This is a genomic window from Prevotella sp. RM4 (assembly GCF_000701965.1).
GTDB lineage: Bacteria > Bacteroidota > Bacteroidia > Bacteroidales > Bacteroidaceae > Prevotella > Prevotella ruminicola.
Genome location: NZ_JNKG01000006.1, coordinates 1 through 2407, shown reverse-complemented (window position 1 = coordinate 2407; position 2407 = coordinate 1). Strand labels below are relative to the sequence as shown.

Genomic DNA, 2407 nt, shown 5'->3' with positions numbered 1-2407 from the left:
CAGTCAGACTGGCGCAATACGGAATCAACGGAGATACCTCTGACGGGTTTGTCGCTCGATGAAGTATGGGAGAATATCGTTGCTGTTATTGGCGGCTTGGATGCTCAGGCAGAAGAATCTATCGAGGAACAGATACTCAATCGAGAGCAGCGAGAAAAGCTGCTTCGCCAGATTGAAGCCCTCGAAAAGCGAGCCCGCACCGAAAAGCAAACTCGCAAGAAATACGAGTTGCATCAACAAATAATGAAACTAAAAGAACAATTATAATATGGAAAAATTAAATATGCAAACCACAGATGTGGTGGATGAGAATATCAAGCGAATAGGGGAAATGTTCCCAAACTGCTTGACTGAAGTGAAGGACGAAAAAGGTCGCCCTCAGGTGGCAATCGACTTTGACCAGCTCCGTCAGGAACTGTCAAAGAATATCGTGGAAGGCCCAGAGGAACGCTATCAGTTCACTTGGCCTGATAAGCGCAATGCCATTCGTTTGGCAAATGCACCTACCACAGACACCTTGCGTCCTTGCCGTGAGGAGAGTGTGGACTTTGACAATACGCAGAACCTCTATATCGAGGGTGATAATCTACAGGTGTTGAAGCTGCTCCGTGAGAATTATTTGGGTAAGGTGAAGATGATTTATATCGATCCACCTTACAATACAGGTAATGACTTTGTGTATAACGACAATTTTGACCAAGACAAGCAGGAGTATGTTCACAATAGTGGGCAGTATGATGAAGATGGTCATCAGCTCGTTACGAATACAGAAAGCAATGGCCGCTTCCATACTGATTGGCTTAACATGATTTATCCACGTCTGAAAGTCGCTAAGGATTTGTTGAGTGAGGATGGCGTGATATTTATTAGCATTGATGATAATGAAGTTGATAATACAAGAAAAATATGTGATGAAATCTTTGGCCAAAAGAATAGACTTGATAGAGGTGAGATGATATGGGTTAATCGTGGTTCTTCTAAAGGATTTAATAAAATTATAAAGAACCATGAGTATATTCTAGCTTATGGAAAAAGGGCTGAATGTGTCAAAAGTTGTTTTGGGATTAATCGTAGCGATGAATTAGAGGATTTGGAACATTATTGTTACAACAAACCTAGTCCCAAAAATCCATTTAATGATATCCTTTTTAAGAAAGGATGCAGAATAGAAGGGGTTACGAATATTGAGTTTTCAGATCATGTGGGGGATGAAGTTCAATTGAAAATTGTTAGTGGTAGAATGCTATTTGTAGATGGTATCTTACAGGAAGATGTCATCCTTAGGGGAACATGGCCTTATAAGAATCAAATTGAGCAATATTTTAAAAATCTTGGGACCGGTAAAAAAACTATTGACGTTAAAGGCCAAGAATGGTTAGAAATCTTTTTTAATAGGAATGGACTTCCTAGATATAGAAAAGAGAGAAATACGCAAGTGATTAGTTCTGTTATAGATGAGAGTTCGATCCCTAATTATGGTTCAGATGATATCGCCAACCTCTTTGGAAAAAAGGAAATATTTAGTTTTCCTAAGCCCAATCAATTACTTGTTCATCTCCTTAGTTATTTCGCAAACAAGGATGCTTTAATCTTGGATTTCTTCTCTGGCTCATCAACAATGGCTCACGCTATTTTTAACATGAATGCTAAATATGGAGGCAAGCGCAAGTTCATCATGGTGCAACTGCCTGAGGCAACGGATGAAAAGAGTGAAGCCTACAAGGCTGGCTATAAAAATATCTGTGAAATCGGAAAAGAGCGTATCCGTCGTGCAGGCAAGAAGATCAAGGAAGAAAGTCCGCTGACCACACAAGACCTTGATACTGGTTTCCGTGTGCTGAAACTCGACTCGTCGAACATGGAGAATGTGTATTACACCCCAGAGGAGTTTGACCAAAGAGACTTGTTTGAGGACAACATCAAGTCAGACCGAACAGAAGAAGACCTGCTGTTCCAGACGATGATAGACCTCGGCATAGAATTGTCCGCCAAAATCGAGCAGACGCAGATTGCTGGCAAGACGGTTTGGAACGTGAGCGATGGCTACTTGATGGCTTGCTTCGATGAGGCTGTGAACGAAACCACTATCACAGAGATTGCCAAGCAGCAGCCATACTACTTCGTGATGCGCGACAAGAGCCTCGCCAACGACAACGTAGCAGACAACTTCGAGCAGATATTCAATCACTATAGTAAGGATACCATCCGCAGAATCCTCTAAACGTTGCAGGTGTATGAAGTTTAAGTTTAAAATACAACAATACCAAACAGAGGCTGTGGAGCAGACGGTAAATGTGTTTGCTGGGCAGCCCTCGAAAACGAATGCGCAGTATCGTCGTGACTTGGGTAAAACCAAAGGGCGAATTGTGTATGAGGAGGAATATGTGGGATGGCGAAATGCGGATGT

Annotated in this window: 2 protein-coding genes; both read left to right on the top strand. The window is 41.9% G+C overall.

Going from position 1 to position 2407, the window contains the following annotated elements; translation table 11 throughout:
• A partial coding sequence (locus tag T499_RS0101190) for a DUF4391 domain-containing protein (RefSeq protein ID WP_033149461.1) occupies positions 1-267 on the top strand: 267 nt, incomplete at its 5' end.
• 1 nt (position 268) lies between these two features.
• Positions 269-2221, top strand: coding sequence for a site-specific DNA-methyltransferase (locus T499_RS0101185; RefSeq protein ID WP_033149460.1), 1953 nt, complete (start codon positions 269-271; stop codon positions 2219-2221).
• The last annotated feature ends 186 nt before the right edge of the window (positions 2222-2407 follow it).